This window comes from Micrococcus sp. FDAARGOS_333 (assembly GCF_002206575.2).
GTDB classification, from domain to species: Bacteria; Actinomycetota; Actinomycetes; order Actinomycetales; family Micrococcaceae; genus Micrococcus; species Micrococcus lylae.
In genome coordinates this window covers 2,690,182-2,716,480 of sequence record NZ_NJFJ02000001.1, presented here as the reverse complement: position 1 = coordinate 2,716,480, position 26,299 = coordinate 2,690,182, and the positions used below count along the sequence as shown (strand labels likewise).

The window sequence follows — 26,299 nt, the reverse complement described above, 5'->3', positions numbered from 1 at the left end:
CCCCGACCCGGCCGCGTCAGCCCTCGGCCAGGACCCGCGCGGTCTCCCGCACGTCGGTCTCGGGGTCGATCCCGAGCGGCTCGGCGGGGGTCTCGGCCACGCAGTAGTAGACGCCCTCGCCCACCCGGTAGGTCGGGTCCTGGCGCGTGGTGGGCCGGGAGTTCTCGAAGCAGCCGCCCTGGTCGATCGCGATGTCCACGAGCACGGACCCGGGCCGCATCCGCCCCCGTGCCCGGCACCGCATGGAGGAGCTGTTCGACCGCTTCCGTGGCCTGCCCGGTGTGCTGCAGGTGTTCTTCCCGGGCGGGGAGGAGGACTTCTTGCTGCACGTGGCGGTCGCGGACTCGGAGGCTGTCTCCCGGTTCGTGCTCAAGAACCTCTCGGCGGACCCGGCCGTGGCCGCCACGCGCACCTCCCTCGTGTTCCGGCACGAGCAGGGGGAGCGGCCGTGGCAGGGCGGCGCAGGAGGCTGACGACGACGGCGCGGCGCCCTCGCCGCGGACGCGCGCCCTCCGCGCGCACGCACCCTCGGGGCCGGTCGGCTCAGGCAGCCTGGGCGCAGGAGCCCTCGCGCCGGCGGGCCTCGGCAGAGAGGAACCGCTCGTAGGCCGGGAGGGTGAGGAAGTCCGGGAACTCCTCGGCCAGCGCGACCTCGGTGAAGATCTCCCGTGCGTCGTCGAACCGATCGCCCTCGGAGCGCTCGATCCGGCCGAACTCCTCCTCGGTGAGCTGCTCCACCCACTCCCGGGTCACCGTGCGCTCGCCGCCGTCGGCCAGCCGTGCGGAGGACCCGGCATGGATCCACTGCCAGATCTGGGAGCGGGAGATCTCCGCGGTGGCCGCGTCCTCCATCAGGTTGTGGATGGCAGCGGCGCCGTTGCCCCGCAGCCAGGACTCCACGTAGCGGATGCCGACCTCGATGTTCATGCGCAGCCCCTGCTCCGTGATGGACCCGGTGGTGGCCTTGACGTCCACCAGTGCGGCGGCGTCCGGCACCACGTCGTCCCGCTTGCGGGAGCGGATCTGGTTCTGGGCGTCCTTCAGGACGTCGTCGAACACCTCCATGGCCACGGGCACCAGGTCCGGGTGGGCCACCCACGAGCCGTCAAAGCCGTCTTCGGCCTCCCGGGTCTTGTCCGCGCGCACCTTGTCCAGCGCGGCGGCGTTGGCCTCCGGGTCCCTGCGGTTGGGGATCTGGGCGGCCATGCCGCCGATGGCGGAGGCGCCGCGCCGGTGGCAGGTGCGCACCAGCAGCTCGGTGTAGGCGCGCATCATCGGCTGGGTCATGGTGACCTCGGACCGGTCCGGGAGGACGAAGTCCTCGCCCCGTTCGCGGAAGGTCTTGATGATGCTGAAGATGTAGTCCCAGCGGCCGGCGTTGAGCCCGGCGGCGTGGTTGCGCAGCTGGTAGAGGATCTCGTCCATCTCGAACGCCGCGGTGATCGTCTCGATCAGCACCGTCGCGCGGATGGTGCCCTGCGGGATCTCCAGGAGGTCCTGGGCCCGGACGAACACGCAGTTCCACCACCGCGCCTCCAGGTGCGACTCCGTCTTCGGCAGGTAGAAGTAGGGGCCGCGGCCGCGGCGCAGCAGCTCCCGCGCATTGTGGAAGAAGTACAGCGCGAAGTCCGCCAGGGCTCCGGAGACGGGGGCGCCGTCCACCAGGATGCGGTCCTCCATCAGGTGCAGGCCGCGGGGCCGGACGATGATGGTGGGGCGGTCCACGAGCTGGACGCCGCCCAGCTTGTACTCCTTGCCCTCGGCCGTGGTCAGGGAGATGGTCCGGCGGATGGCGTCGTGCAGGTTGACCTGTCCGGCGATCACGTTCTCCCAGGAGGGGGTGGAGGAGTCCTCGAAGTCGGCGAGCCAGCACTTCGCGCCGGAGTTCATCGCGTTGATGGTCATCTTGCGGTCCACCGGACCGGTGATTTCCACCCGGCGGTCCCGCAGGCCGGGGGCCAGGGGTGCGACTCTCCAAGAGGCGTCCTCACGCACGGTCCGGGTGGCGGGACGGAAGTCGAGGGGCTCGCCCTCGGCGATGGCGCGCCGGCGCTCCGTGCGCAGCTCCATGAGCTCCTGGCGCCGCGGCTCCATGGCGCGGTGGAGGGTGGCGAGGAACTCCAGCGCGTCACGGGTCAGGACGCGGTCCTGGCCGGGCACGGGGGCGCCGAGCACGCGCACGCCGTTGACGGTGGTGTCGGAGTGGGTGGTCTGCAAGGTCATCATGAGGGGATCCCTTTCGATCTCTGCAGGTCCGGCTGGGCCTGCGGCTCAGCCGGTGGGCCTGCGGCTCAGTGGAACTGACCGGCCTCGGTGGACTCCTTCAGGGCCACGGTGGAGGACTCGGGGTTGACGGCGGTGGAGATGGCGTCGAAGTAGCCGGTGCCGACCTCGCGCTGGTGCTTGGTGGCGGTGTAGCCGCGGGCCTCGTCGGCGAACTCGCGCTCCTGCAGCTCCACGTAGGCGGACATCTGGCGCTCGTTGTAGCCCTTGGCGAGGTCGAACATGGAGTGGTTCAGGGCATGGAAGCCGGCCAGGGTGATGAACTGGAAGGTGAAGCCCATGGCTCCGAGCTCGCGCTGGAACTTCGCGATGGTGTCGTCGTCCAGGTTCTTCTTCCAGTTGAACGAGGGCGAGCAGTTGTAGGCCAGCATCTGGTCCGGGAACTCGGCCTTGACGGCCTCGGCGAAGGACTTCGCCAGCTCGAGGTCCGGGGTGCCGGTCTCCATCCAGATCAGGTCCGAGTAGGGGGCGTAGGCCTTGGCACGGGCGATGCAGGGCTCGATCCCGTTGCGCACCTTGTAGAAGCCCTCGGCGGTGCGCTCGCCGGTGATGAACTCGGCGTCGCGCTCGTCCACGTCCGAGGTGATCAGGGTGGCGGCCTCGGCGTCCGTGCGGGCCACGATCACCGAGGGGACGCCGGCGACGTCCGCGGCCAGGCGGGCGGCGTTGAGCGTGCGGATGTGCTGGCCGGTGGGGATGAGCACCTTGCCGCCGAGGTGGCCGCACTTCTTCTCCGAGGCCAGCTGGTCCTCCCAGTGCACGCCGGAGGCGCCGGCCACGATCATGGACTTCATCAGCTCGTAGGCGTTGAGCGGGCCGCCGAAGCCGGCCTCGGCGTCGGCGACGATCGGCACGAGCCAGTCCTCGACGGACTGGATGCCCTCGGAGTGCTCGATCTGGTCCGCCCGCAGCAGGGCGTTGTTGATGCGGCGCACCACCTGCGGCACGGAGTTGGCCGGGTACAGGGACTGGTCCGGGTAGGTGTGACCGGAGAGGTTGGCGTCGGCCGCCACCTGCCAGCCGGAGAGGTAGACGGCGCGCAGGCCGGCCTTGACCTGCTGCACGGCCTGGTTGCCGGTGAGGGCGCCGAGGGCGTTGGTGAACCTGCCCTCGGCGTGCTCGGCGGTGAGCTGCTCCCAGAGCTTCTCGGAGCCGCGGCGGGCGAGGGTGTGCTCCTCCTGGACGCGGCCCCGGAGGCGGACCACGTCCTCGGCGGTGTAGGTGCGCTCGACGGTGGCCCAGCGGGAGTCGGTGTCCCAGCTCTGCTGCAGCTGCTCGGCGGTGGGGGCGGTGGTGTTCAGGTCGGTCATCGTCCTGGTCCTTTCTGGGTCAAGGGCGGGCTGCTCGGCTGCAATCTGCGGCGTCGCCTCCCGGGGTGTGGACACCACCCTGGACCCGGACGGAGGCGCCTGACGGCGATCGGAGCAGGAAACTTCCGCCCCGATTCCCGACCTGTCAAGAAATGACAGAGTTCACGGACGAATGCGAGAGTTGCAGGCATCCGACTCCCCATCGGAGAAAGCCCCGTGAAATGTGACAGATTGCCCTCGCGTCGGCGTGTGACCGCGGTTACGCTCTTCGCCATGACTTCCGCCCCGGAACCCACGGACACCGCCCCGCGTGCCGACTCGCTCGTGCTGGGGCGCCGCCTGCGCCATCTGCGCCGCGGCGCGGGCAGGACGCTCTCGGACGTCGCGGACCGGGTGGGGGTGACCGCCTCTCACCTCTCACTCGTCGAGAACGGGCATCGTGAGCCGCGGCTGAGCCTGCTGTCCGAGCTCGCCGAGGTGTACGGCGTGGCTGTGGAGGATCTGCTGCGCCCGGAGGCTCCGAGCCGGCGTGCAGCCCTGGAGGTGGCCGTGGAGCGGGCCCAGCGCGGCCCGCTGTTCCAGCGGCTGGGCCTGCCGGCCTTGAAGATCGGCCCGCGCACGCCGGACGAGGTCCTCGAGGTGATCGCCGGACTCCAGGCGGAACTGGACCGGCAGATGGCAGAGCGGGTCTCCACACCGGAGGAGGCGCGCCGGGCGAACAGTGCGCTCCGGGAGGAGATGCGTGCGTGCGGGAACCACTACCCGGACCTGGAGCGCACGGCTCAGCAGCTGCGTGAGGTGGTGGACGCGGCGGACGGTCCGCTGACCCACCACCAGGTCTCCGCCCTGGCCGCACACCTGGGCTTCGCCGTGCGCTTCGTGCCGGATCTGCCGCACTCCACGCGATCGGTCACGGACCTGAAGAACCACAGGATCTACCTGGCCCGGTCTCGGCGCCCTGATCACGATCCCCGCGCGGTCCTGCTGCAGGCCGTGTGCTCCTCCGTGCTCGGCCTGGGGGAGCCGGAGGACTATGCGGACTTCCTGCGGCAGCGCGTCTACACGAACTACCTGGCCGCGGCGATGATGATGCCGGAGCGCGCCGCGGTGCGCCTGCTGCTGGAGGCGAAGGAGCGCCGGGACATGTCCGTGGACGACCTCCGTGACCGCTTCGGCGTCTCATGGGAGTCCGCGGCCCACCGCTTCACGAACCTCGCCACCGAGCATCTGGGACTGACCTGCCACTTTGCGAAGGTCCACGAGTCCGGGGTGTTCCACAAGGCCTATGAGAACGACGGCATCCCGTTTCCCACGGACCACATCGGGGCGATCGAGGGGCAGACGGCGTGCCGCCACTGGGTGAGCCGGAAGGTCTTCGACGTGGCCGACCACATCGGCGCGTTCCCGCAGTACACGGACACCCCGGCCGGCACGTTCTGGAGCGCTGCGGTGGTGGAGCCGACGTCCACGGGCTTCTACTCGTTGTCCGTCGGCGTCCCGTTCGACGGGGCCAAGTGGATGCGCGGACATGATACCTCCGCGCGCACCACGAGCCGGTGCCCGGACCCCGAATGCTGCCGGATGCCCTCGCCGGAGCTGGAGGCGGCGTGGGGAGGACAGGCCTGGCCGGCCGCCCGGGCCAACGCACACCTGCTCGCGGCGATGCCCAGCGGCGCGTTCCCGGGGGTGGAGGAGGTCCAGGTGTTCGAGTTCCTGCAGACCCAGGAGGGGCGCTGGCCGTCGGAGTGACGCGCAGCGGCCGGAGCAGCAGGCCCCTGCCGCCTCAGCCGCCGGAGCAGCAGGCCCCTGTCGCCCCGGTCACCGGATCCGCCGTGGCTGGCGCATACTGATCCCCATGGAGCTCGCCGTCGTCGCCACCGTCGTCGCCCTCGTGCTGCTCGCCGTGGGGGCGTTCGGCACCGTCTACCCGATCCTGCCCGGCTCGGTGCTGACCGCGGTCACTGCGGTGGCCTGGGCCTGGGTCGTCGGTTCGACCGCCTCGTGGACGTTCGGCCTGATCGCCGCAGGCTTGGCGATCGCCGGCGCCTCCGCCTCGGCGGTCCTCACCGGGCGCCGTCTGTACCGCGAGCGGGTGCCGCGCGGCCCGATCCTCGTCGGCATCGTCGCCGGCGTCATCGGCATGGTCGTGATCCCGGTGGTCGGCCTGTTCGTCGGCTTCGCCGCGGGCCTGTTCGGCGCTGAGTGGGCCCGCCGCAGGGACGTCCGTGCCGCGCTGTCCAGTTCGCTGGGCGCCCTCAAGGCCATGGGCCTGGGCATGCTCATCGAGTTCGCCTGCGCCTGCCTGGCCGCGTCCATGGTCACCCTCGGCGCGCTCGTCCACTTCTTCGCCTGAGCGGCCGCCTCCGCGCCCGTTTCCCGACGACGGCCGCTCGCCTCGGACGTATGAGGCGCCTTATCCTGTCCGAACCAGTCCGTAGCCTCACGCCCAGCATGTCGAGTGGGTGTGGAGTCGGAGCCGATCCGAGGTCCGCGCAGGAGGTGAACAGCACGATGGGTGCAGTCATGCCGGAAATGCTCTCTGTCGAGGAGGCAACCCAGCAGTTGGCCACGCCGAAGGCAAAGCTTGAACGCCGCTACGGCAGTGTCGAGGCCTTTCGCCGTGAGGCGGAGGCCTACCGGCTCGATGAGAACGAGCAGGCTCTCTCCGACCGCCTCTCGACGCTGGAGTACCTCCTTGGCGCCTGACCCGGGAACTGACGACCTTCAGCAGGCGGCAGCGGACTTCGCGGACGAGCTCACACGGACCGTGCCATGGGCGAACCCCGAGTGCGTCCCCTTTCGTGCCATGGGCGTGGAAGGACGTGACAGGGTCGTTGTCGCGCAGTCCCCGGACACTGGGATCGACCTTGAGGCCGTGCCGGGGGTCATTCCACGATCGCGTCCTGCTCCTCGTCCTCCAGCGCCAGGGAGGAGAACCACAGGATGTGCTCACGCAGGGCGGCCACGGTCGCCTCGGTGTCCGCGGCGGTGTAGGAGGCCAGGATCTGTCGGTGCTGCTGCTGCAGTCGGGCCCGGACGTCCTCCCAGTCCCGTCGGCCCGCCACGGTCTCCTGCACGTAGCCGACCGTGGCCTCGCGCAGGGACTTCATCATCGTCTCCACCACCACGTTGCCGCCGAGCGTGGACAGCAGCACGTGGAACTCGGCGTCGAGATGGTGGAAGTCCTCGGCCGGCAGGTCCGGGGAGTCCATGCGGTCCAGCAGCTCGCCGGCCCGGTGCAGGATCTGTTGAGCCTCCTCGCCGGTCATGCCGTGCGGGCCGCGGGCGCGGCGGGCGGCGCCGGTCTCCAGCAACAGGCGGGCGGACACGATGTCCGCCACGGGCAGCGCCTGGGTGGCCACGTGCATGCGCAGCGCCCACGTCAGCGCCGCGGAGGGCTCGGAGATCACGATCGCGCCGGCTCTCGGCCCGGACCCGGCGGCGGTGCGGACCAGGCCCATGGCGTCCAGGACGCGCACGGCCTCGCGGACGGAGGGCCGTGAGATGCCGAACTGCTCGGCCAGGACGCGCTCGCCGGGGAGCTTGTCCCCGACCTTGATCGAGCCGGCGCGCAGCTCCTGTTCCAGCCACTCCAGGACGACGGCGGAGGTGCGGGCAGTGGGAGAGTCGGTCACGGAGCCGGCACCAGCCAGTGCAGGACGTTCGACTGCAGGAACACCAGGGTGCAGACGGCCAGTAGCAGCAGCAGCGACCAGCCGACCACCTTGCGGAACACGGCGGACTCCTGGCCCTCCATGCCCACGGCGGTGGCCGCGATCGCCAGGGACTGCGGAGAGATCATTTTGCCGACCACGCCGCCGGAGGTGTTCGCGGCCACCATGAGCGCCGGGTCCAGGCCGGCATTGTGGGCGGCGGTCTGCTGCAGGGTGGCGAACAGGGCGTTCGCGGAGGTGTCAGAGCCGGTGACCGCCGTGCCGAGCCAGCCGAGCACGGGGGAGAGGAAGGCGAAGGCGGCGCCGACGCCGGCGATCGCGGTGCCCATGGCCAGGGTCTGGCCGGAGAAGTTCATGACGTAGGCCAGGGACAGCACGAGCATGATCGTCAGGGCGGAGAAGCGCATGCGCCAGAAGCAGCGTCCGATCTCGGCGAGGGCGTCGCCGAAGGACAGAGGGCGGGAGCCGCCGTCGTTCCACACGGTGTAGACCACGGCCACGATCAGCCCGGTGATCAGCAGCAGGGTGCCCGGGGAGGACAGCCACTGCAGGGAGTAGACGGTGCCGCCGATCGGCTCGCCGGCCGCGTCCAGCAGGTGCCCGTCCAGGCCGGGCCACGGGATGGTCGCGTCGGTGGACTTGAGGAACGCGGGGACGTCCACGCCCAGCGTCCAGAGCTTGGCGATGCCGAACACGGTCACCACAGCGAGGTACGGGAACACGGCCATCCAGATGCGGCGGCCGGTGAGCTCCTGGGCGGAGGTCTTGCTCGGCTCGATGCCGAGGCGGGCGGAGGCCTCGGCCGCGCCCTTCGGACGCCAGAAGCGCAGCAGCACCACGGCGGCGGCCATGGCGGCCAGGGAGGCGACCACGTCGGTGAGCTCGTAGGAGAAGTGCGCGGAGGACCACCAGATGCCCGCCGCGAACACGCCGCCGATCACCAGCAGGGCGGGCCAGGTGTCCTTCACGCCCCGCAGGCCGTCGATCAGCGCGACCAGCAGGAAGGGCACGAAGATCGCCACGAACGGGGCCTGGTGGCCGACGATCGCGCCGATGTGCGCGGCGTCGATGCCGGTGAGCTGGCCGGCGGTGGTGATGGGGGTGCCGACGGCGCCGAAAGCCACGGGCGCGGTGTTGGCGATCAGCACCACGGTGGCGGCCTTCAGCGGAGGCAGGCCGAGCGCCAGGATCATGGTGGCGGTGATGGCCACGGGGGCGCCGAAGCCGGCGAGGGCCTCGAGCATGCCGCCGAAGCAGAAGGCGATCAGCACGGCCTGGATGCGGATGTCCCCGCCGCCGATCGAGTCGAAGATCGCGCGCATGTCCTCGAAGCGGCCGGAGAGCACCGTCACCTGGTAGAACCACAGCGCCATGACCACGATCCAGACGATCGGGAACAGGCCGAACACGGCGCCCTGGCTTGCGGAGAGCAGCGCCAGGGGCGCCGGCATGCCGTAGCCGAGGATCGCGACGGCGAGCGCGGCCACGAGGGCGGCGATGCCGGCCTGCCAGGCCTTGGCCTTCACGATGATCAGCAGCAGGAAGAACGTCAGCAGCGGGACGGCGCCGAGCAGCGCCGAGAGCCCGAGGCTTCCGCCGACGGCGTCGGTGGTGGCGGTGAACGTGGACACGGTGACTCCTGGTGGTGTGCGGGCAGGCGGGACAGCTGTGGACTGACCACTGTGGTCTGACCGCAGAATGTATATGGCCCGGGTCACAGTTGGCAAGCGCGGGATGATTCGGCCGGAGGTCACGCGGGACCAGGCGGCCGGATGTCACGCGGAACGATCCGGCCGGACGTCACACGGGACGATCCGTCCGGACGTTACTTCGTCCCGGGCGGGGGATTCCGCCGCCCTGCCCCTCAGGTGTTGTGCCCCGTGTCACCGCGCGCTATGGTCTGACCACATCGGGGTGGTGTCGTCGGTCCCTGGCCCGCGGGCCGCCCCGGGCGCCCGGACGGTCCGGGGAACGGCCACGCCGCCGTGCCCGGCCTCCGCGTGAGAACCGAACCCGCACATCAGCCTCCATGGAGGAGCGTCATGAAGATCGCCCTGTTCGCCACGTGCATCGTGGATGCGATGTACCCGCGGGTCGCGCACGCCACCGTGCAGATCCTGGAGCGCCTCGGCCACGAGGTCGTCTTCCCTGCAGGCCAGGGGTGCTGCGCCCAGATGCACGTGAACTCCGGCTACATGGCCGACGCCCTGCCGGTGGTCCGCAACCACGTGAAGACCTTCACCGAGGCGGACTACGACCTCGCCGTGGCCCCCTCCGGCTCCTGCGTCGCCTCGCTCGGCCACCAGCAGCCGATGGTCGCCCGCCGCGGCGGGGACGAGGGCCTGGCCAAGGACGCCGAGGCCGTCGCCTCCCGCACCTACGAGCTCGCCCAGCTGCTCACGGACGTGCTCGGCGTGACCGACTCCGCCGCCCAGCTCGGCTCCTGGTTCCCGCACGCCGTCACCTACCACCCCTCCTGCCACGGCATGCGCCTGCTGCGCCTCGGCGACCGGCAGAAGGACCTGCTGCGCAGCGTCGGGGGCATCGACTTCCACGAGCTGCCGGACGCGGAGGAGTGCTGCGGCTTCGGCGGCACCTTCGCCCTGAAGAACGCGGACGTCTCCGGCGCCATGGCGGAGGCGAAGATCGCCAACGTCACCGCCTCCGGGGCCTCGCTCTGCTCCGGCGGGGACGCCTCCTGCCTCATGCACCTGGGCGGGGCCATGTCCCGCCGGGGCTCCACCGGTGCGGACGGCACCCCGCTGCGCACCGTCCACCTGGCCGAGATCCTCGCCTCCACCCGTGAGGAGCCCCTGGACGTCTCCGGCCCGCTGGAACTGTCCATTCCGGGCGGGAAGGCGACCGTCCGTCGTCGGGAATCCGCTGACACCGCGACGACGGCACCGGCCTCCGCCACTCAGCCCGCCTCCCAGCCGACCACCGAGGAGGTCTCCCGATGAGCCGCACCGACCTGGGCATGCCGACCGTCCGTCCCGCATACGGCCACGGCCACATCACCCTGGACGAGCCCTTCCCGGACTCGGCCCGCACGCAGCTGGGCAACACCCAGATGCGCAAGAACATCCGCCACGCCACCCACTCCATCCGCGCCAAGCGGGCCAGAGTGGTGGACGAGCTGCCGGACTGGCAGCGGCTGCGCGCCGCCGGCTCCGCGCTGAAGCAGCAGGTGATGGCGGACCTGCCCGCGCTGCTCGAGCAGCTGGAGGCCAATGTCACCGCCCGCGGCGGCGTGGTCCACTGGGCCCGGGACGCCGAGGAGGCCAACCGGATCGTCACCGAGCTGGTCAAGGCCAAGGGCGTGGACGAGGTCATCAAGGTCAAGTCCATGGCCACCCAGGAGATCGGGCTCGAGGAGGCGCTGAACGCCGAGGGCATCGCCGCCACCGAGACGGACCTCGCGGAGCTGATCGTGCAGCTGGGGCATGACAAGCCCTCGCACATCCTCGTCCCGGCCATCCACAAGAACAGGAACGAGATCCGGGACATCTTCGTGCGGGAGATGGAGGAGACGGACGAGTCCCTGACCTCCGAGCCGAAGGATCTGGCCGAGGCCGCCCGGCGGCATCTGCGCGAGCGGTTCCTGCGCTCATCCGTGGCGATCTCCGGCGCGAACTTCGGCGTGGCCGAGACCGGCACGCTGTCCGTGGTGGAGTCCGAGGGCAACGGCCGCATGTGCCTGACCCTGCCGGAGACGCTGATCACGGTGATGGGCATCGAGAAGCTGGTGCCGACCTTCCAGGACCTCGAGGTCTTCCTGCAGCTGCTGCCGCGCTCCTCCACGGGCGAGCGCATGAACCCGTACACCTCCATGTGGACGGGCGTCACGCCCGGCGACGGCCCGCAGGAGTTCCACCTGGTGCTGCTGGACAACGGCCGTTCTGCGGTGCTCTCCGACCCGGCCGGCCGCTCGGCCCTGCACTGCATCCGCTGCTCGGCCTGCATGAACGTGTGCCCGGTGTACGAGCAGACCGGCGGCCACGCCTACGGCTCCGTGTATCCGGGCCCGATCGGCGCGATCCTCTCCCCGCAGCTCACCGGCGTGGAGGACGGGGCCAACGGCACCCTGCCCTACGCGTCCAGCCTCTGCGGCGCCTGCTACGACGTCTGCCCGGTGGCCATCGACATCCCCTCCATCCTGGTGCACCTGCGCGACCAGGACGTCCAGGCCACCCACGCCCGGAAGAAGGCGGAGAAGAAGGTCCCGGTGCCGTCCCAGATGGACCTGATGATGAAGGGCGCCTCCACGGTCATGTCCTCCGGCTCCCTGATGGGCCTGGCCGAGCGGGGCCTGCCGGTGGGGCGCCTGCTGGCCGGCAAGGACGCGAAGCTCGGCTGGCTGCCGGGCATCGCCGGCGGCTGGACGGACCAGCGCGACGTGCCCGCCCCGCCCCAGGAGTCCTTCCGCCACTGGTGGAAGAGGAACCGTGGCGGGAGCGGTCAGCAGGACGCCGAGCAGACCACGACCTCCGAGGAGGAGCAGGCATGAGCACCGCGAAGGACGAGATCCTCGGCCGCATCCGCACCGCACTGGCGGACCGTCCGCAGCCGGATACGGTGGAGCGCGACTACCGCCGCGTCTCCGAGGCGAGCCGTGAGCAGGTGGTCGAGCAGCTCGTGGACCGCCTCGAGGACTACCGGGCCGACGTCTACCGGGAGACCGCCGAGACCGTCGCCGCCCGCGTGGGCGAGCTGCTGACCGGCGCCTCCTCCTACGTGGTCCCCTCCGGGCTGGAGGCCTCCTGGCTTCCCGACGACGGCGGCGCACCCGAGGCCCGCCGGCTCACCGAGCCGGAGGCCGGGTCCGCAGACGCCGGGGACGAGCGGCGCGTGCTGAGCACGCGGGAGCTCAACGAGGTCTCCGCCGTGGTGACGAGCTCGACCGTCTCCTGCTCCGAGACCGGCACGATCTTCCTCTCCGGCCGCCCCGACGAGGGCCGCCGGGCGATCTCCCTGGTGCCGGACCACCACATCTGCGTGGTGCCGCTGGACTCCGTGGTGGAGCTGATCCCGGAGGCGTTGGAGCGGCTCGAGCCGACCGCACCGATCACGATGATCTCCGGCCCCTCCGCCACCAGTGACATCGAGCTGGAGCGTGTGGAGGGCGTGCACGGGCCGCGCCGGCTGGATGTGATCCTGCTCGGCTGAGGCACGGAGGCAGACACGACGGCGGGGACGAGGCGGATGTGCCTCGTCCCCGCCGTGCTGTGTGCGCAGGGTGCGCGGATGACGGTCCGTCCGGAACCGGTCAGATCATCGGGCGGCCCTGCCTGCGGGCCTCGCGCATCTCCTTGAAGAAGTTGCCGGCGATCACGGCGAGTACGCCGAAGACGATCACGGGCCACATCAGGACGTACACGGTCAGGGCGACGGTCATGTCAGCTGCCTCTCTGTTGTCGGTCGGTGTGCTCAGCGGGCGGCGGCGGTCTGCTTCTCGTCGGCGCTGGCCGCAAGGTCGCGGTCGTCGAAGTCGCCGGTGACCTGCTTGATGCGGTCGAAGTCGAACTCCTGCGTGGAGCGGAAGGACATCAGGTAGCAGACCAGGAAGGACACCGCGTACGCCACCAGGGCGCCGGAGAGCTCGAGGTAGTCACGCAGGAACCCGAAGGCCACGAAGCACATGGCCACGGAAGCGGCGATGCCCACGACCTTGCCGGCGGTCGGGCCGAAGAAGCCGAACGCCATGATGCCCAGGACCACGCCCACGCCGATCACGCAGAGCGCCTCCACCACGATGCCCCACAGCCCGTCCACCGGGAACCAGCCGAAGCGGACCGGCAGGAACACGGCGAGGGCCGCCAGCACGGAGACGGTGAACGCGGCGTTGGTGACCTTCTTCCAGTAGAAGGAGGCGATCACCGGGAACACCAGGCAGCCCCAGAGGGCGCCGACGAACACCAGCAGGTCCAGGATGTTGAACTTCGCGGTGGCGAAGTACAGGGCGGCCGCGGTGGCCACGATCATGGTGATGCGGCCGATCAGCAGCATGGTCTTCGGGTCCGCGTTGCCACGTCCCTTGGACTGCCCGTAGATGTCCGCCATGACGATCGAGGACAGGGCGGACAGGTCCGAGTCCGCGGTGGAGGACAACGAGCCGATGATCATCAGGAATGCCAGGGCGACGACGGCCACCGGCAGGTACTCGGCGACGATCTGCGGGATGAGGTTGTTCACGTCCCCGTCCATGGGGGTGATGCCCAGGTAGAGCGCCATGACGCCGAGCATGCCGATGCCGATCACCGAGCCGCCGTAGCCGATGGTGGCGGTGATGAAGGTCGGCTTGATCAGGTCCTCGCGCACGGCGAAGAGGCGTTGGGCGATGGTCTGGTTGCCGATCGCGTAGGCGAGCACGGCGGCGATGTACGGCGCGCCCTGCTTCATGAACGCCTCGGAGGAGAAGAAGTCCTGCTGCTCGGCGGTCACGTTGCCTGCAGCGACGCCGGCCTCGAACATGGCCGGTCCGCCGGCGGCGAAGAACACGGCCGGGATGATGACCACGCAGGCGCCGAGCATCGCCATGACCTGTGCGAAGTCCGTCAGCACGGAGGCGCGGAAGCCGGACCACAGGGTGTAGAGCAGGACGCCGGCCGCCACGATCAGGATGCCCGCGCCGAACGGCAGCGGGGACAGGATGGCGATCAGCGCACCGCCGGCGATGAAGTTCGAGGTCAGGGAGATGACCGAGCCGAGCACGTTGGAGCCGGCGAGCATCAGCTGGGAGGAGCGCCCGTGGCGGGCGTACATGACCTCGGCCAGGGTGTGGGCGCGCGGTGCGACGGAGCGGATGCGCTTGCCGAACGGGTAGATGAACAGGATCATCAGCGCGCCCCACAGGCCGTAGTGGATGGGGCCGGAGATGCCGTAGGTGTAGCCGGCGGAGGCGGAGGCGTACATGGAAGACGCCCAGATCCAGGTGGCGGTCATGGAAGCGGCGGAGATGCCGAAGCCGATCTTGTTGCCGGCGGTCATGTAGGAGTCCGCGTTCTCCTTGCGACGGGAGATCGCGACCGACATCCACATGGTGCTGCCGTAGAAGACGAGCAGGAGGACGACGACGCCGACGACGCCGAGGGTGGTCAGTGTTGCTCCGTCCGAAGCGGGCGGCATGCAGGTTCCTTTCGTCAGTGTGGACACAGGACAACGGACCCGGGACAGCGTGCGGCGGGGGCGCACGCACGTGCCGGGTCGGCAGATGACCATGTCATGGATCGGCTGTGAGTTTCCACCAGGAAGTCAGGGAGCGTTCACCTGGCGGTGGTGAGGCACGGGGCTTCGTAAGCTGGTCTGCATGCCTGGAGCGCACCCGGAACGATCAGGAGGTGGCCGCCGTCGTGGCCTGACGGTGGCAGACGGCGGCGGGCCGCACGGACGGCGCCCTCTGCTGCCGGCCTGGGGGTGGGCCGTGCTGCTCGTGCTCGCCGTGGCGGCGCACCTGGTGGTCCTCTATCTGCCGGGGGAGGACGTGCCCGCGGAAGGGTTCGAGATCCCCTTCCTGGACAAGCTCATCCACGTGGCGGTGTTCGCGGCGCCGACGCTGGCGGCCGTCGTGCTGGGACACAGCGCCTGGTGGTCCGTGCCGTTCCTGGTGCACGCCCCGGTCAGCGAGTGTGCGCAGGCGACGTTCGTCCGGCAGCGCTCGGGAGACCTCTGGGACATCGTCCCGGATGTGGTGGGCGTGGTGCTCGCCGTGGCCGTCGGACACCGGCTGCAGCGCGGATTGGTGGCCGGGCGCGAACGGGAGTATGCTTCTCGGGTGCCTCTCGCAAGGTAAGTGAGCACGGGGCTATAGCTCAGTTGGTAGAGCGCGTCGTTCGCAATGACGAGGTCAGGGGTTCAATTCCCCTTAGCTCCACAGCCAGAAGAGGGCCGGAATCGTTGAGATTCCGGCCCTTTTCGTCTGTGCGCAGGGCTCATCGGTGCAGGGTGACGGGCTGTGCGCAGGACTGCTCACAGGCGTGGCAGAGGGATTCTCACGGTCGAAGGCGCCCCATGGCATACAGTCAGGTTCTGTCCGCGCTCCGCCGTTCCCGTCGGGGGCAGTCCAGGAGCACCCCTGGGCCCGCTGCGTCATGCAGGCCCACCCGGCGTGCGGCGACTCGCCCTTCCTGAGGAGGCACCGTGCGTCTTGCACTGCTCGCGCATCCGCGCCATCCCCTGCGTCCCCCGTTCGACGGTGGGCTGGAGGCACATACCGCGCTCACGGTCCGCCACCTGGCGCGGCTCGGCCACGATGTCACGGTCTTCGCACGGGAGGGCAGCGACCTGGAGGCCCGGGACGTCGGGCCTCGGGCAGGGTCGGTGACCGTGGTACCGACGTTGCCTGTCCTGCCCGGTCCGCGGCCGGCACCTGAGGCGGACGGCGTGCAGGAGCAGTGCCAGACCCCGGTGAACGGCACGTGCTGGTGGTCTGCCGAGCCGTGGACGCCGCCGTCGGACGACGTCATGGACGCCGCGCTGACCGCCGCCTGCCGGCAGGTCCTCGGCGGCGGCTTCGACGCCGTGCTGAACAACTCGCTCTCCCCGGTGCCGCTGCTACTCCTGGAGGGACTGCCGATGTTGACGGTCCTCCACACCCCGGCGACTCTGCCCCGGGTGCTGGCAGTCCTGGACCGCCCGGGCTGGCGGCCGTCTCCGCTCCACCGCTGGGCCTCGGTCTCCGCGGCGAACGCCGCCACCTGGTCCCACCGGATCCCGGGGATCGACGTGGTCCACAACGGCATCGAGACCGAGCTGTGGCAGTCCGCCTCCGAACCGGTCCCCGGCCGCGCCGTGTGGGTCGGCCGCATCACCGAGGAGAAGGGCCTGCACATGGCCATCGAGGCCGCGCGCGGAGCCGGGATGGAGCTGCACTTCGCCGGGCCGATCGCAGACCACGACTACGTGGAGCGCATGGTCATGCCGCTGCTCGGGGAGGACACGGTGCACCGCGGGCACCTGGACCACGCGGAGGTCGCCGCGCTGATGGGGGAGGGCGAGGTCTGCCTCGTCACCCCGCTGTGGGCCGAGCCGTTCGGGCTGACCGCCGTGGAAGCCATGGCCGTCGGCACCCCGGTGGCGGCCGTGCTGACCGGTGCCATGGCCGAGGTGGTGGCACCGCAGGCCGGGGCGCTGGCCGAGCACCACACCGCCGCCGCCCTCACCGCCGCCGTGCACACCGCCCGGACACGCAGCCGCACCGCCACCCGGGCATGGGGGCAGACCTTCAGTGCCGCCGCCATGGCCGAGTCCTACGACGCCCTGCTCCGTCAGGCGATCCAGCGCAGCACGTCTGCGGCGGAGATGAGGGTGGACCGTGGGCCGGGGCGGGGGCTGGGGCCGAACGGCCCGACGCCGAACCGGTCAGGGCAGGCGCACCGCTACCGTTCAGAGCGTCCGTGGGGCACGGTGTGAGGCGCGTCCTCTACTACGCGCATCAGCACGGTTCCGGACACCTGCAGCATGCGGCCGCGGCAGCCGGCACGGGACGGTTCGACCTCACCGTGGTCTCGGCGCACGCGCGCGCGGCGGAGGTGGTCGGCCGGGCCGCTGCCAGCGCGCGGGTGCCCCGCCCGGCCGTGCTGCCCCTGCCCTCGGACCTCGTGGACGGTCACGTCCAGCCCACCGGGTCGCCGCTGCACCACACACCCACCGGCCCGGCGATCCGAGACCGGTTCGCCGCGCTCTTCGACGCCGCCCGCAGGACCGGCGCCGAGGCCGCCGTGGTGGACGTGTCCGTGGAGGCCGCGCTGTTCCTGCGCCTGGCCGGCTACCCCGTGGCACACCGCCGCATGCACGGGGACCGGACGGACGCGGCCCACCGGATCGTCTACGCCGAGGCCGACCACCTGTTCACCCACTACCGTGCCGGACTCGAGGACCCGCGGTGGCGGGCCGAGCACGGGGACCGGACGACCTTCCTCGGCTCGGCGGATCTGACGGGGCGGCTCGAGCGGAAGGCCTCGACGCCCCCGGCCGGCCTCCGGGGAGCGCACATCGCCGTGCTCACCGCCACCGGAGGCGGAGGCGTGGCCGTGGACTCGCTCCGGCGTGCAGCGGAGGCGGTCCCGCAGGCGGTCTGGCACGTGCACGGGCCGGTGCGCGGACAGCAGGACGCCTCCGCCTTCCTCTCCGCCGGGATACCGGAGCGGGATGCGGCCGCCCACAAGGCCGCCGGCGGGACCGCCCCGGCGCGTGCGGGGGAGGGCGGACTACCCGCGAACCTCGTGCTCCACGGGTGGGCCGAGGACGTCCCCGGTGTCCTCGCCGCCGCCGACCTCGTGGTGGTCTCCGCAGGCCATGGCGGCACCGTGGAGGCGGTCGCCTCCGGACGACCCGTGGTGATGGCCCCGGAACCACGCCCCTTTGCGGAACAGCACCGATTCGCCGAGGCCGCCCGCCGCTGTGCCGGGGTGCCCTGGGTCCTCTGGGACGGCCCGGTGACCGACTGGGCCGGTGCTGTGCGGGCCGCGGCCGAGGACCCGGGCTCCGCGGACCGTCTGGCCGCCGCTCTGCTCACCCCGCCGGACGAGTACGCCGACCTGTGGGAACAGGCCGTGGAGCGCACGATCGCCGGGCGGCAGCCGCGCTGACCTCCGGGCTCGGTGTCAATAGGCGGCGTCCACCACCCTCGCATCGGCGAGCTCCTGTTCGGTCGGACGTCGCCGCAGCTCGAGCCTCTCGCCGTCCTCGTCCCAGTCGACGAACCCGGCCGCGGCGAATTCGCGCAGCCAGCCCTCCATGGGCCACAGACCGTGCACGGCACGGAAACGCCGGGCGTTGACCAGGATGTCCTCGAGGTGGTTCAGCGGCGGACGATGCACGCCGTGGTGCTGGTGGAACACCTCGGCCGGGTGGAAGCGCAGGCCCATCCCGGCGTCACGGGCCCGGAAGGCCAGGTCCGTGTCCTCGGCGCCATAGCCGACGTAGCCCTCGTCCAGGCCGCCGATCGCCTGCAGGACGCTGCGCCGCATCGCCAACACGAGCGTCCACACCATGTGCCAGTCCGCGGAATCCCCGGCCGATAGATCCGTCCGGGCCTCGTGCGGCACGGACGCCGCCCGCAGGGCGGCCTCCTCCGGCAGGGCCGTCGGGGCCTTCGCCGCGCCGACACCCCTCCCTCGACTCTCGGCCGCCGCGGCGAGGCCGGTCCGCTCGCGCCAGTCCGGCAGCAGGTAGCGCGGGGTGCCCATCACCATGGCGTGCGGGTGCACGGCCACGTCCGCGGCCAGGCGCTCCACGGCGTCGTCGGCCGGGATGCAGTCCACGTCCAGGAACACGAGGATCTCTGCCGATGCGAGCGCGGCGGCACGGTTGCGTGCGGCGGCCAGCGGCAGGTGGCCGTCGGCGGCCACGTGCCCCACGGTCACCGGCAGGTCCGTCTCCTGCACCCGCCCATCGGGCTGGTCCATGAACACCACCACGACCTCGTCCGGCCGCCGCGTCTGCCGCTCCAGCCCCTGCAGCACCCGGGCCAGGTGGGCGTCCCGGTTCCCGGTGATCACCAGGACGGCCACGCGCTCCTCGCGCTCCCGCCTCGCGTTCTCCACCGCCCGCGTACAGGCGGCGGCGTGGGCGGCGGCCACCCGGGCCCGCTGCTCCCGGCGCCACGCCGGCGGCGCCGGCTCGAGCCGCCGCTGGGCCATGCGCAGGATCGCCTCCGCCGCGGCCTCCGGGTCCTGTTTCCCGACGACGGCTACCCCCGTCCCGGGGCGGCCCGCCTCCGACGCCTGTTCGCCCGGCAGGGGCGTGTCCGCGACCTGGGAGGCGATCGCACCGACGTCTGTCACCACCACCGGCGTCCCCAGGTCCCGGCACATCTCCACCCAGCCCGAGTGCGTGCCCCGCACGTAGGGCAGCACGGACACGGCGGCCCGCCGCAGCAGGGCGTGGAGGGCGGCGTCGTCGAGTCGCGGGTGCTCCCACGCCCGGATCCCGAGCCCGGCCGCCGCGGCGCGCAGCCGCTCGGCACGCTCCGGGTCCTGGGTGGTGTCCTGCATCTCCAACACCGCCTGTGCCGGACGGCCCTGTTCCCGCAGCCGGCGCACCCCCTCGGCGACGGCCGGCAGCAGCGGCTCCGGGTCCACGGAGGCGCGCAGGTCCTTGGCGTGCACCAGCACCAGGAGCTCCTCACCGGGGCCGGGTCCCTCGTGCGCGGCGTCCTCGTCCTCCCGGTCCAGCGGCAGCACGTGCGGATGCGGGATCACGGTGGCTTCACGCCCGTAGTCCTTCCGCACGGCTTCCGCGGCCCCGGTGGAGAGCGTCACCACCTCGTCCGCGGCGGCCAGCAGCACGGCCAGCCGAACCCGATGCGCGGGCTGCTCGGCCTCCGGCAGGTGTGGGTTCTCCACGTCATGGACGGTGACCAGCACGGCCGTGCCGACGTCATCGGCGGCGTCCATGGCCGCCTGCAGCTGAGCCGGCGTGAAGTGCTCGAAGCCGAAGTGCACGTGCAACACGTCCGGGCGGTGCTCGCGGATCCACTCCGGGGTCAGGGCGGGCGGCGGCCACCACACGCCCGGTTCCGCTCCGGGGACTTTCGGATCGGGCAAATGCACCACGGACACGTCCGTGGCATCACCCCCGGACCCGGCACCGTGGGGGTCGGGTGCACGGTCGCCGTCGGGAGAGGACTCCGGGAGGGGGAGCAGGTGCCGTACATACGGGTGGTCCGCGGGAACGGGCTGGACGATGAGCGGCATGCATACTCCTGACGGCGGCGACGCCCAGCGCTTCTCCTGCGAGCGGGCCGCCCCTAGTGTGGGCGGGCGCCCCCGGCCGGAGCGCGCCCGCCATTCCACCACCCCGGGAGGTGCCGTGACCACAGCCCAGTCGCCTTCACCCGACCCTGAGGTGGAGGGACGCCGCCGCCACTATGGGCACTTCTATGGGCTCACGCCCCTGCCCGAGCAGCCGCTGCTGCTGGTGTGGGGCAACTGCCAGGGGGAGTCCTTCCGGCTGCTGCTCGGGGACGAGCCGGGCACCGCGCTGGCCGACGGCGAGCTGGCCTCCGTCCGCGTCCCGCCGGCGTTCGAGCTGACCGCGGACGAGGTCCCGCTGCTGCACCGTCTGATGGTCCGGGCCCGGGCGCTGGTCTCCCAGCCGATCCCGGACGACTACCGGGGCATGCCGGTGGGGACGGGCCAGCTGGCCGCGCTGTTGCCGGAGGGCGCCGAGCTGGTGTGCGTGCCGGTGCTCTACTGCACCTCCCGCTTCCCGTGGCAGACCACGCTGCGGCACTGGAAGGCCGCCCCCGGCGCCGCCGAGCGTCCCGGCGAGGATCCGCCACTGGTGCCGTATCACGACCTGCGCACCCTGGTCGAGGCATACGGCCGCCTCACCGGTGCGGAGGTCGCCGTGCGTGCCGCCCCCGGCGCTGGCGTCCGCCTTCCGGTGGACCCCGCCTCACTGCAGGAGGCGGCCGAGGAGTCCGTGGGCCTGCTCGCACGCCGCGAGAAGGTCAGAGGACTGCTGCCGGTCTCGGACCTGGTGGCCGCCGAGCGGGGCGTGGGCTTCCACTCCGTGAACCACCCGGACAACCCGCTGCTGCTGGCGGCGGCGCAGCGGGTGGCCGAGGAGATCGGGCGGAGGACCGGACTGTGCCCGGAGGCGGGCCTTCCGGCGGACGGTCGCACCCTGTTGGGCGGGATCCGCACGCCGGTGGAGGAACAGGTGGTCGAGGCTCTCGGGCTGGACTGCGAACCGCGGCCGGAGTGGACCATCGGCGGGGAGACAGTTCCGGACGCGGTGGTGCGGCAGACGCATCTGGACTGGTACCTGTCCAACCCCGCCTGCGTGGCCGCCGGCATGGAACGCTTCGCCGCCCGCATCCGGCTGCTGAGGATGCTGCCGTGACCGGCCGAGCACGCCGGGTGCACCTGGTGGCGGTCGGGCCGGCCGAGCACGGGGTGACCCGTCACGCCCTGCAGACCGCGGCACGCGCCCAGCAGACGCTGGCCGGCACCTGGGACGTGGAGCTGGTGCGCTGCCCGGATGCGGACGGGTTCCGTGCGGCGGGGGAGCGGCTGTGGGCGGCCGCGGCGGCGGGCGGGGCCGTCCATGTGGACGTCACCGACGCGCTGTTCGGGGACGGTCCGGCCGAGGCGGCCGCCGTGCTGCGGCAGGTGCTGCCCGCGTCTGCGACGATCGCACTGCACGATGTGCCCCAGCCTGCCGAGGGCGCCGCACGCTATGCGGCCCGGGTGGCGGCCTATGCCGAGCTGGCACGGTCCTTCGCCGCAGTGGTGGTGGCCAGCGAACACGAGGCCGGCCTGCTGCGTCGGGCCTGCGGGGCCGACGAGGAGGCCGCTCGGGCAGCCCGCGACACGGTGGACGGGGCCGGCCGGACGGACACGAGGGGCACGGCGGAGCCGGCACCGATCGCCGTGGTCCCGCTGCCGGTGCCGGACGAGCGAGGCCGTGCCGGAGTGCCGACGCAGATCGAGGGGCTGGGCCGGGACGTGGTGGTGCTGGGCCACCTGTACCCCGGCAAGGGTCACGCCGAGGCGATCGCCGCCCTGGCCGCCGTGCGCGGTGAGGCCGTGGCGCGCGGCGAGTCCCTGGAAGGACTGCCGCATCGTGTGACCGCGCTGGGCCCGGTGGCCGCCGGGCACGACGACCTCGTCGCCCAGCTGGCGCAGGCCGCCGCGGACAGGGGCGTCGCCTTCCGGGTGACCGGCTTCGTGCCGGACGAACAGCTATCCGCCGCGCTCGCGGCGGCCGCGGTGCCGTTCGCGGCGCACCGGAACGTGTCCGCTTCGGGCTCCCTGGCGGCGTGGATAGGCCACGGCCGCCGGTGCATCGTCCCGGAGGGTACCTATGTGGAGGAGATGGACGCCCTGCGGCCCGGCACCCTGCATGTGGCCCGGCCCGGGGAGGATGACGACGCCGTGACGGCCGCGCTGACCCGGGCGCTCGCCGCCGCGGTGGCCGAACCGGCGCTGACGTGGTTGGCGCCCGAGGTCTGCTTGGCACCGACCCCCGAGGACACCGTGCGGGCGCTCGCGGAGGTCTGGTCCCTGGCGCTCGAGTGCCGCCGGCCCGTGCCGGCCCCGGTGGAGGGAGGCGGACGGGATGACTGAGGTGTCCGTCGTCGTGCCGTACTACGAGGATCAGGACGGACTGGAGCGGCTGCTGGCCGCGCTGGCGCGGCAGACGATGCCGGCGCAGCGGTTCGAGGTGGTCGTCGCGGACGACGGCTCCTCGCGGCCGCCGCGGATCCCGGACGGGCTGCCGTTCGGCGTGCAGGTGGTGCGGCAGGCCGACCTCGGGTTCCGGGCGTCTGCGGCCCGGGCCCTGGGTGCTCGGGCCGCTGCGGGGCGGGTGCTGGCCTTCCTCGACGGGGACATGATTCCCGAACCCGGCTACCTCGAGGCCGCCTGTGCGCTGCCGCTGGCGGACCCGGAGGCGGTGGTGGTCGGCCGGCGGCGGCACGTGGATCCGTCGGCGGTGGAGTCCGGCTGGGCCCCCGGGGCGGATCTGCCGGCCGGAGCCGAGCTGGAGGAGCCGGCCTGGCTGATCGACGGCTACGCGCAGACGAAGGACCTGCGGCGGGCTGATGCGACCTCCTACCGGTTCGTCATCTCCGCCGTGCTGACGGTGGCCCGTCAGGTCTACGAGGAGGCCGGGGGCTTCGACCCGTCCTTCGTGGGTTACGGCGGTGAGGACTGGGAGCTTGCGTCACGGCTGTGGCGCTGCGGGGCGCGGCTGCGCCACGTGCGTGAGGCGGTCGCCTGGCAGTTCGGCGAGGACTTCGGCGGCAGGGAGGACCCTGTTCGGGCCCGGCGCGTGAAGAACGCCGAGGCCATGACGCTGGCGGGGAAGATCGCCGCGCCGACCGCCCGCGGGTGGGCGCTGGGTCTGAACGGGCCGCGGCGTGTGGGGGTCCGGATGGCCTCTGGCAGTGCCGGGGCGGACGGAGCCGGTGGCAGGCCGGCGGGAGCGGTGACGGCAGGAGAGACGACGACCGTGGACGAGGCCGCCGTGGTGCTCGGCGTGGACGCTGCCCTGCAGGTGTTTCCCGCGGCGCAGGCGGCCGTGGACGTGAGCGGTCTCGGCGCGGCGGCCCGCCGCTGCCTGGAGGATCCACGGGTGGTGCCCGTGACGTCGTCCCAGGGCGAGGCACCGGCCGAGCCGGCACTGGAGGAGGCTCCCGACTGGGATGTACTCGTGCGCGAGCCCCTGCGCCCGGCGGAGCCCGGACGGCGCCCGGACCCGGCGGCGGCGAGCGAGCTGCTCCTGCGCCTCGAGCGGGCCGGGGTGGAGACCGTGGTGCTCACCGCCGGCGGTGGGCCGGACGGCGCCGGCCCCGTCCGCGAGGTGGGGCGGCTGACGGGGGTGAGGGGCCGTCGTCGGGAAGCGCGGGGCGGGACGGCGAGGACGCTGACGCTCCCGGTGGAGCGGCTCGGCTGGGCGCCCGTGGGCCAGGCGCCGGACATCGAGGGCTGGTGGGGCGGCTGGGCGTAAGGATGTCCGGTCGGCTCCCTAGAATCGGTGGAAGGGAAGACGCCTGACCGGCAAGGACGCCGGATCGCGAGGAGACAGTAGACGTGAGCAGCTTCAGCAGCCTGGACTTCGTGGCCGTGGACATGGAGACCGCCAACGCGCAGCGGGCGTCCGTGTGTGCGGTGGGTGTCGCGTTGGTCCGTGCCGGCGAGGTGGTGGCCACCGAGAAGATCCTGGTGCAGCCCCCGACCGGCCTGGACTCGTTCTCCGCCCTGAACCGCGGCATCCACGGCATCTGCGCCGAGGACGTGAAGGGCGCCCCGGCGTGGGACGAGGTGGCCGGCCAGCTCGAGGCGCTCGGCTCCCAGCTGCCGCTGGTGGCGCACAACGCGGCCTTCGACCGCGGTGCCTACGAGGCCGCGTGCGCCGAGACCGGCCGCGCCGCCCAGCCCATAGAGTGGCTGGACCTGCTGGAGCTGGCCCGCCGCCTGCGCCCGGACTCCCGCCAGCACACACTGCCGGTGCTCGCCGAGGCCTACGGCGTGACGCTGGAGAACCACCACGATGCCGAGCAGGACGCCCGGGCGTGCGCGGAGGTGCTCGTGGAGATCGCGAAGGAGCAGGGTGTGCAGCGGCTCGGCGAGCTGTGGCCGCAGGGCGGGCAGGCGGAGACGCCGGCCGGTGCGGCAGTCGAGGCGGAAGTGGCTGAGGCGGAGGCGCCGGCCGGGTCGGGGGCTGCCGAGGGCGGGCAGGCGGTCGAGGCGGAGGCGCAGGCCGAGACGGCAGCGCCCACAGGGCAGGACCGCGGGAACTCGGCCTTCACGCCGTCGGCGCTGCGCCGTTCCCGCTTCAACGACGACGGCCCGCGTCCCTGGGAGCAGCCCGCACCGCCGCGGGAGGCCAGGACTCCTGCACCGCACGGCAACGGAGCGGCTCCTCAGCAGCGGGGCGATGCCCCGGCTCCGCAGCACCAGGACCGTACGAGCGAGGGGGTACGGGTGGCGAAGAAGTTCGGCGGGGCGGTCATGATGCTCGTCGCGCTGTTCGGTGTGATGATGACCGCCGCCGGAGTCGGCCAGGTGGTCGAGGACCTGACTTCCGGGGACAGCAGCGACGTGGCCCTCGGCGTGGGCATGACGGCCGTGTTCGCCCTCATCAGCATCTGGCTTGCCACCACGGCGCTGCGCTGGATGCGAGACTGAACCCTGCGCCGCCGTGCCGGCGTCTTGCCCTACGGGCTCATGGTGTTCAGGGAGTGGCCGGGAGGAGTAGGGTGACTCACGTCACTCACTTTGCACCTGACCGAGAGGGGCTGTTCATGCGCGCCCGCCCCCACCGCGCCGTCCCGGCCGCGGCCCTCGCCGCCTCCGTCACCCTGCTCGTCGCCGCGTGCACGGATTCCGGGGGCGTGCCGCAGACCTCGGACAGCGTGCACACCGCCGAGGTCTCCACGCCCACCCCGACGCAGACCGTCACCGCCCCCGAGGTGCCGGAGTCCCGGCTGACCGCCGTGAAGCAGGCCGGCGAGCTCCGCATCTGCTCGACCGGCGACTATCCGCCGTTCACCGAGATGTCCGAGGACGAGGAGTGGAAGGGCATCGACGTGGACATGGCCAAGGACCTGGCGGCGACCCTCGAGGTGGAGCCGGTGATGGTGAAGACCACCTGGGGCGATCTCATGGACGACTTCCTCTCCGACTGCGACGTGGCCGTCGGCGGGATCTCCATGAACCCGGAGCGTACCGAGAAGGTCTACTTCTCCGAGAAGACCCTCGAGGACGGGAAGACACCGATCGCCCGCTGCGAGGACGTGGACAAGTACCGGAGCATCGAGGACATCAACCAGCCGGGCGTCCGCTCGATCTTCCCGGAGGGCGGCACGAATGAGGAGTTCGCGCGGGAGCACTACCCGGACGGCGAGCTGATCCCCCATGACAACCTGACGATCTTCGATGCCCTCGCCGCCGGGGAAGCGGACGTGATGACCACCGACCGCGCGGAGGTCCTCTACACGGACCACGAGTACGACGAGCTGTGCGCCGTGAACCCGGACGAGCCCTTCGACTACTCGGTGCAGGGCTACATGCTTCCCCAGGGCGATGACGTCTTCAAGCACTACGTGGACCAGTGGCTCATGGTGGCCCTCGAGGACGGCACCTACGACGGCTTCGCCGAGCCCTGGGTGGGGGAGGCGGACCTGAACCCGGAGGGCTGAGCCGGGTGGGTGAACAGGACGTGTCCGAGGGCTGCGGGGGACGAACGGCAGAGCCACCCCCAGCCTTCATCGGGTCCGCTCCACCCAGTACGCTCGCCCCATGAAGATCGGTCTCCGCAAGCCCAGCCTGAAGAAGTCCCTCTCCGCCCGCACCACGGGCCGCGCCAAGCGCGCGATCAAGCGCAAGGTCATCCCCGGCTACGGCCGCAAGGGGATGGGCTGGCTGCGCGACCCCAAGCGCGCCGCCTACAACGCCGTCTACCGGCGCACCACGGTCGGCCTCGGAGACGTTTTCAAGATGTTCAAGTGACCTCCAGGCCGTCCCCACCCTGTAGTGGGGCCACTGGCGGGCTGCGCCGAGTGAAGTCCTGGCGACATGG

The 26,299-nt window shown here is 71.9% G+C and carries 23 protein-coding genes, 1 tRNA gene and 1 pseudogene; 17 read left to right on the top strand and 8 right to left on the bottom strand.

The annotated features are described in order from the left end of the window. Positions 1 to 55: 55 nt before the first annotated feature. A pseudogene (locus tag CEQ11_RS12090) lies at positions 56 to 220 on the bottom strand (alanine dehydrogenase); the annotation flags it as partial. Here CEQ11_RS12090 and CEQ11_RS12085 point away from each other — a divergent pair. Continuing rightward, a complete protein-coding gene (locus tag CEQ11_RS12085; RefSeq protein ID WP_369804928.1) occupies positions 192 to 473 on the top strand; it encodes an Lrp/AsnC ligand binding domain-containing protein in 282 nt (93 codons plus the stop codon). The pseudogene CEQ11_RS12090 and the gene CEQ11_RS12085 sit on opposite strands and share 29 nt — an antisense overlap. Before the next feature lie 70 nt (positions 474 to 543). Here CEQ11_RS12085 and aceB read toward each other — a convergent pair whose 3' ends face one another. After that, positions 544 to 2,223: a malate synthase A gene (gene aceB / locus CEQ11_RS12080; RefSeq protein ID WP_088479039.1), complete on the bottom strand. Its 1,680-nt coding sequence runs from the start codon at positions 2,221 to 2,223 to the stop codon at positions 544 to 546. A 68-nt stretch (positions 2,224 to 2,291) separates the two neighbouring features. Further along, on the bottom strand, positions 2,292 to 3,593 hold the full coding sequence (aceA, locus tag CEQ11_RS12075; RefSeq protein WP_088478752.1) for an isocitrate lyase: 1,302 nt from the start codon (positions 3,591 to 3,593) through the stop codon (positions 2,292 to 2,294). Positions 3,594 to 3,866: 273 nt separating this feature from the next. On the opposite strand from aceA, the gene CEQ11_RS12070 reads away from it, so the two are divergent. The 3 genes from CEQ11_RS12070 to CEQ11_RS12060 all read left to right on the top strand — a co-directional run bounded on the left by CEQ11_RS12070 (position 3,867) and on the right by CEQ11_RS12060 (position 6,299). Continuing rightward, the gene (locus tag CEQ11_RS12070; protein WP_088479038.1) at positions 3,867 to 5,342 is read left to right on the top strand and encodes a helix-turn-helix transcriptional regulator; all 1,476 of its coding nucleotides are present in this window, start codon (positions 3,867 to 3,869) and stop codon (positions 5,340 to 5,342) included. Between the two features lie 106 nt (positions 5,343 to 5,448). Further along, complete coding sequence (locus CEQ11_RS12065) at positions 5,449 to 5,946, top strand: DUF456 domain-containing protein (RefSeq protein WP_088478751.1); 498 nt, start codon at positions 5,449 to 5,451, stop codon at positions 5,944 to 5,946. Between the two features lie 146 nt (positions 5,947 to 6,092). Then, a complete protein-coding gene (locus tag CEQ11_RS12060; protein ID WP_127913499.1) occupies positions 6,093 to 6,299 on the top strand; it encodes a hypothetical protein in 207 nt (68 codons plus the stop codon). Positions 6,300 to 6,478: 179 nt separating this feature from the next. Here CEQ11_RS12060 and CEQ11_RS12055 read toward each other — a convergent pair whose 3' ends face one another. Together CEQ11_RS12055 and CEQ11_RS12050 are read right to left on the bottom strand one after the other, a co-directional pair. After that, on the bottom strand, positions 6,479 to 7,228 hold the full coding sequence (locus CEQ11_RS12055; RefSeq protein ID WP_193763033.1) for a FadR/GntR family transcriptional regulator: 750 nt from the start codon (positions 7,226 to 7,228) through the stop codon (positions 6,479 to 6,481). Beyond that, positions 7,225 to 8,898, bottom strand: a complete 1,674-nt coding sequence (locus tag CEQ11_RS12050; RefSeq protein ID WP_088478748.1) for an L-lactate permease — start codon at positions 8,896 to 8,898, stop codon at positions 7,225 to 7,227. The genes CEQ11_RS12055 and CEQ11_RS12050 overlap by 4 nt, the downstream gene beginning before the upstream one ends. Positions 8,899 to 9,309: 411 nt before the next feature. Between CEQ11_RS12050 and CEQ11_RS12045 the strand changes: the two genes are divergently transcribed. From CEQ11_RS12045 to CEQ11_RS12035, 3 genes are read left to right on the top strand one after another with little or no spacing between them, the layout of a single operon-like run. Continuing rightward, complete coding sequence (locus tag CEQ11_RS12045; RefSeq protein WP_087134464.1) at positions 9,310 to 10,227, top strand: (Fe-S)-binding protein; 918 nt, start codon at positions 9,310 to 9,312, stop codon at positions 10,225 to 10,227. Continuing rightward, positions 10,224 to 11,774 (top strand): LutB/LldF family L-lactate oxidation iron-sulfur protein, encoded by a 1,551-nt coding sequence (locus tag CEQ11_RS12040; RefSeq protein WP_088478747.1) that lies wholly within the window; start codon positions 10,224 to 10,226, stop codon positions 11,772 to 11,774. The genes CEQ11_RS12045 and CEQ11_RS12040 overlap by 4 nt, the downstream gene beginning before the upstream one ends. Then, a complete protein-coding gene (locus CEQ11_RS12035; protein ID WP_088478746.1) occupies positions 11,771 to 12,433 on the top strand; it encodes an LUD domain-containing protein in 663 nt (220 codons plus the stop codon). The genes CEQ11_RS12040 and CEQ11_RS12035 overlap by 4 nt, the downstream gene beginning before the upstream one ends. A 100-nt stretch (positions 12,434 to 12,533) precedes the next feature. Here the strand turns inward: CEQ11_RS12035 and CEQ11_RS13210 are convergent, their stop codons facing one another. Both CEQ11_RS13210 and CEQ11_RS12030 read right to left on the bottom strand, forming a co-directional pair. Beyond that, positions 12,534 to 12,662 carry a putative transporter small subunit gene (locus tag CEQ11_RS13210; protein WP_209279948.1) on the bottom strand — a complete coding sequence of 43 codons (129 nt, stop codon included), beginning with the start codon at positions 12,660 to 12,662 and terminating at the stop codon, positions 12,534 to 12,536. 32 nt (positions 12,663 to 12,694) lie between these two features. After that, positions 12,695 to 14,392 (bottom strand): sodium:solute symporter family protein, encoded by a 1,698-nt coding sequence (locus tag CEQ11_RS12030; RefSeq protein ID WP_153052701.1) that lies wholly within the window; start codon positions 14,390 to 14,392, stop codon positions 12,695 to 12,697. Between the two features lie 181 nt (positions 14,393 to 14,573). On the opposite strand from CEQ11_RS12030, the gene CEQ11_RS12025 reads away from it, so the two are divergent. From CEQ11_RS12025 to CEQ11_RS12010, 4 genes are all read left to right on the top strand, one after another. Then, positions 14,574 to 15,056 carry a hypothetical protein gene (locus CEQ11_RS12025; RefSeq protein WP_127913498.1) on the top strand — a complete coding sequence of 161 codons (483 nt, stop codon included), beginning with the start codon at positions 14,574 to 14,576 and terminating at the stop codon, positions 15,054 to 15,056. Positions 15,057 to 15,064: 8 nt separating this feature from the next. After that, positions 15,065 to 15,137, top strand: a tRNA-Ala gene (locus tag CEQ11_RS12020). A gap of 266 nt (positions 15,138 to 15,403) precedes the next feature. After that, on the top strand, positions 15,404 to 16,675 hold the full coding sequence (locus CEQ11_RS12015) for a glycosyltransferase (protein WP_088478743.1): 1,272 nt from the start codon (positions 15,404 to 15,406) through the stop codon (positions 16,673 to 16,675). Beyond that, a complete protein-coding gene (locus tag CEQ11_RS12010) occupies positions 16,672 to 17,853 on the top strand; it encodes a glycosyl transferase (RefSeq protein ID WP_227718870.1) in 1,182 nt (393 codons plus the stop codon). Before CEQ11_RS12015 ends, CEQ11_RS12010 begins: the two co-directional genes overlap by 4 nt. A gap of 15 nt (positions 17,854 to 17,868) precedes the next feature. Here the strand turns inward: CEQ11_RS12010 and CEQ11_RS12005 are convergent, their stop codons facing one another. Beyond that, positions 17,869 to 19,962 carry a glycosyltransferase gene (locus CEQ11_RS12005; protein ID WP_088478741.1) on the bottom strand — a complete coding sequence of 698 codons (2,094 nt, stop codon included), beginning with the start codon at positions 19,960 to 19,962 and terminating at the stop codon, positions 17,869 to 17,871. Between CEQ11_RS12005 and CEQ11_RS12000 the strand changes: the two genes are divergently transcribed. The 6 genes from CEQ11_RS12000 to CEQ11_RS11975 all read left to right on the top strand — a co-directional run bounded on the left by CEQ11_RS12000 (position 19,961) and on the right by CEQ11_RS11975 (position 26,229). Next, the gene (locus CEQ11_RS12000; protein ID WP_193763032.1) at positions 19,961 to 21,115 is read left to right on the top strand and encodes a WcbI family polysaccharide biosynthesis putative acetyltransferase; all 1,155 of its coding nucleotides are present in this window, start codon (positions 19,961 to 19,963) and stop codon (positions 21,113 to 21,115) included. The two genes, CEQ11_RS12005 and CEQ11_RS12000, sit on opposite strands and share 2 nt — an antisense overlap. Next, the gene (locus CEQ11_RS11995; protein WP_193763031.1) at positions 21,112 to 22,341 is read left to right on the top strand and encodes a hypothetical protein; all 1,230 of its coding nucleotides are present in this window, start codon (positions 21,112 to 21,114) and stop codon (positions 22,339 to 22,341) included. Before CEQ11_RS12000 ends, CEQ11_RS11995 begins: the two co-directional genes overlap by 4 nt. Then, positions 22,334 to 23,725, top strand: a complete 1,392-nt coding sequence (locus tag CEQ11_RS11990) for a glycosyltransferase (RefSeq protein ID WP_088478739.1) — start codon at positions 22,334 to 22,336, stop codon at positions 23,723 to 23,725. The genes CEQ11_RS11995 and CEQ11_RS11990 overlap by 8 nt, the downstream gene beginning before the upstream one ends. 83 nt (positions 23,726 to 23,808) lie before the next feature. Further along, on the top strand, positions 23,809 to 24,906 hold the full coding sequence (locus tag CEQ11_RS11985) for an exonuclease domain-containing protein (RefSeq protein ID WP_088478738.1): 1,098 nt from the start codon (positions 23,809 to 23,811) through the stop codon (positions 24,904 to 24,906). A 116-nt stretch (positions 24,907 to 25,022) separates the two neighbouring features. Further along, a complete protein-coding gene (locus CEQ11_RS11980; protein WP_088478737.1) occupies positions 25,023 to 25,919 on the top strand; it encodes a transporter substrate-binding domain-containing protein in 897 nt (298 codons plus the stop codon). 100 nt (positions 25,920 to 26,019) lie between these two features. Beyond that, on the top strand, positions 26,020 to 26,229 hold the full coding sequence (locus tag CEQ11_RS11975) for a hypothetical protein (RefSeq protein WP_088478736.1): 210 nt from the start codon (positions 26,020 to 26,022) through the stop codon (positions 26,227 to 26,229). Positions 26,230 to 26,299: the final 70 nt, after the last annotated feature.

Coding starts and splice junctions, on each gene's coding strand:
- CEQ11_RS12045 (WP_087134464.1), top strand. CDS start 9,310: ATGAAGATCGCCCTGTTCGCCACGTGCATCGTGGATGCGATGTACCCG.
- CEQ11_RS12085 (WP_369804928.1), top strand. CDS start 192: ATGTCCACGAGCACGGACCCGGGCCGCATCCGCCCCCGTGCCCGGCAC.
- CEQ11_RS12030 (WP_153052701.1), bottom strand. CDS start 14,392: ATGCCGCCCGCTTCGGACGGAGCAACACTGACCACCCTCGGCGTCGTC.
- CEQ11_RS12065 (WP_088478751.1), top strand. CDS start 5,449: ATGGAGCTCGCCGTCGTCGCCACCGTCGTCGCCCTCGTGCTGCTCGCC.
- CEQ11_RS12035 (WP_088478746.1), top strand. CDS start 11,771: ATGAGCACCGCGAAGGACGAGATCCTCGGCCGCATCCGCACCGCACTG.
- CEQ11_RS13210 (WP_209279948.1), bottom strand. CDS start 12,662: ATGACCGTCGCCCTGACCGTGTACGTCCTGATGTGGCCCGTGATCGTC.
- CEQ11_RS11980 (WP_088478737.1), top strand. CDS start 25,023: ATGCGCGCCCGCCCCCACCGCGCCGTCCCGGCCGCGGCCCTCGCCGCC.
- CEQ11_RS11990 (WP_088478739.1), top strand. CDS start 22,334: ATGACTGAGGTGTCCGTCGTCGTGCCGTACTACGAGGATCAGGACGGA.
- CEQ11_RS12025 (WP_127913498.1), top strand. CDS start 14,574: ATGCCTGGAGCGCACCCGGAACGATCAGGAGGTGGCCGCCGTCGTGGC.
- CEQ11_RS12000 (WP_193763032.1), top strand. CDS start 19,961: ATGCATACTCCTGACGGCGGCGACGCCCAGCGCTTCTCCTGCGAGCGG.
- CEQ11_RS12070 (WP_088479038.1), top strand. CDS start 3,867: ATGACTTCCGCCCCGGAACCCACGGACACCGCCCCGCGTGCCGACTCG.
- aceA (WP_088478752.1), bottom strand. CDS start 3,593: ATGACCGACCTGAACACCACCGCCCCCACCGCCGAGCAGCTGCAGCAG.
- CEQ11_RS11975 (WP_088478736.1), top strand. CDS start 26,020: ATGAAGATCGGTCTCCGCAAGCCCAGCCTGAAGAAGTCCCTCTCCGCC.
- aceB (WP_088479039.1), bottom strand. CDS start 2,223: ATGACCTTGCAGACCACCCACTCCGACACCACCGTCAACGGCGTGCGC.
- CEQ11_RS12040 (WP_088478747.1), top strand. CDS start 10,224: ATGAGCCGCACCGACCTGGGCATGCCGACCGTCCGTCCCGCATACGGC.
- CEQ11_RS12005 (WP_088478741.1), bottom strand. CDS start 19,962: ATGCCGCTCATCGTCCAGCCCGTTCCCGCGGACCACCCGTATGTACGG.